The following is a 1614-nucleotide window of genomic DNA, read 5'->3' as shown; positions in this document are numbered from 1 at the left end:
CGGCGTTTTTCAAGGTAGTTGTCGCGCCAACTGTTTTGCTATGCCGCTTTCTTACCGGTCTGCTGTACCCGATCCGGGTTCAGCAGCACCGTTCCTATCGGCTCCCAGTTGCGTGTTTTTCCAGACCATCGTTCAGGAGTTTTCTGGCGTGCCCGTTCATACAACTGGTGCCGCAGCACCAGGATCTGATGATCTTGCCCGCGATGGCGCTCTGACGGTGTGACGAAGCGGATCCGGCTGTGCCTGTGTTCGGTGTTATACCAGCGCATAAAATCCCTCACCCAAGTCCGTGCAGCGTCCAAGCTGGCGAAGCCTTCTAAGGGCCATTGCGGGCAGTACTTCAGTGTTCTAAACAGTGATTCCGAGTACGGGTTGTCATTGCTTACGCGCGGCCGACCGCGAGAGGGTGTGATCCCCAGCTCATACATTTTGCTTAACAGCGTCACCGATTTCATCGGCGCTCCGTTATCAGAGTGCAGCACTAACGGCTCACGCAGGCACTTCTCGCTGATCACGCTGCGCTGTAGCAGTGCAGCCGCTTTCTCACCACTTTCTTCTTCATAAACCTCCCAGCCCACCGCCTTGCGGCTGTAAATATCCTCGATCAAATACAGGTAGTAATACTTGCCGCGGATCGGCGATGGAAGATACGTGATGTCCCACGACCACACCTGGTTGGGCTTCTCAGCCGCATGTGTTGTCGGCATTACAACCCGCCGGGGTCGTCGGCTGCGGCCTCTATGGTGCTGTTGGCCGGCTGCTCGCAAGACGCGATAAAACGTAGTTTCCGACGCCAGATATCGCGCCTCGTCGGCCAAGCGCGGAACGATCTGGCTCGGAGGCAAATGGGCGTATGTCGGGCTGTTGCACAGCGCCACGATGGCGTGTCGCTCGATTTCGCTTAACGCATTACGCGGCTTGGGCCGCAAAGTGGTGGTGCGCGCATCGGCTTGCAGCTCCTGCGGCTGGGTCCAGCGCTGCAAGGTTCTGAGCGATAGTCCGACCTCTTGGCAGGCCCGTATTTTTCGGGCTCCCGCTACGATCGCTTCGATCAACCAGCCCACCAACAACTGCCGTTCCGGCAAAGAGGTCAGTTGTCCTCGTCGTCGGTCCCCCAGTAATCGTTGAGCTTTTTTCGCAGCACTAACAACGCTGCGGTTTCGGCCAATGCAGCATCTTTACGGCGCAGTTCACGCTCCAGTTCCAGGATCCGTTTCTTGTCTTTGCGCGTCTGTTCATGATCAGCCATTTTTTGCGCCTGAACAGCTTCTTGACCGCTGATACAGGCCTGACGCCAGGCATTGAGCTGTTCGGGGTAAAGGCCGTTTCGACGGCAATATTCGCCCAACTCAAGCTGAGTCAGACTGGCCGTTTCAAGGACAGCTGCAAACCGGGCTTCAGCAGACCATTTATCAGAAAGCAGTATGTCGTCGGGCACTTTACTTCCTTGGTTGGCCATCTTGCGCCAGAGGTACATCGATACATCGCTGACCCCTTCACGTCGACAAACTTCGGCCACGGTCAGGCTCAGCGGGGGAAGCAACATCTTGAGCAATGCAGCTTTACGTTCGGGTGAATAGTACGTCACAACCTATCTCTTTCCGCCCTCGGTGT

1 protein-coding gene is annotated in these 1614 nt (G+C 56.4%); it reads right to left on the bottom strand.

Annotation, left to right across the window (positions count from 1 at the left end):
- Nucleotides 1-38: 38 nt before the first annotated feature.
- A protein-coding gene (locus PG5_RS34030) for an IS3 family transposase (RefSeq protein ID WP_116287586.1) occupies nt 39-1588 on the bottom strand; the annotation gives its coding sequence in 2 pieces (ribosomal slippage) (nt 39-1129 and nt 1129-1588; 1551 coding nt in all).
- Nucleotides 1589-1614 lie beyond the last annotated feature (26 nt).

It is taken from the genome of Pseudomonas sp. G5(2012) (assembly GCF_000408945.1).
Lineage (GTDB): Bacteria > Pseudomonadota > Gammaproteobacteria > Pseudomonadales > Pseudomonadaceae > Aquipseudomonas > Aquipseudomonas umsongensis.
The sequence above is the reverse complement of the archived record's forward strand: the minus strand, read 5'-3'. Positions and strand labels throughout refer to the sequence as shown.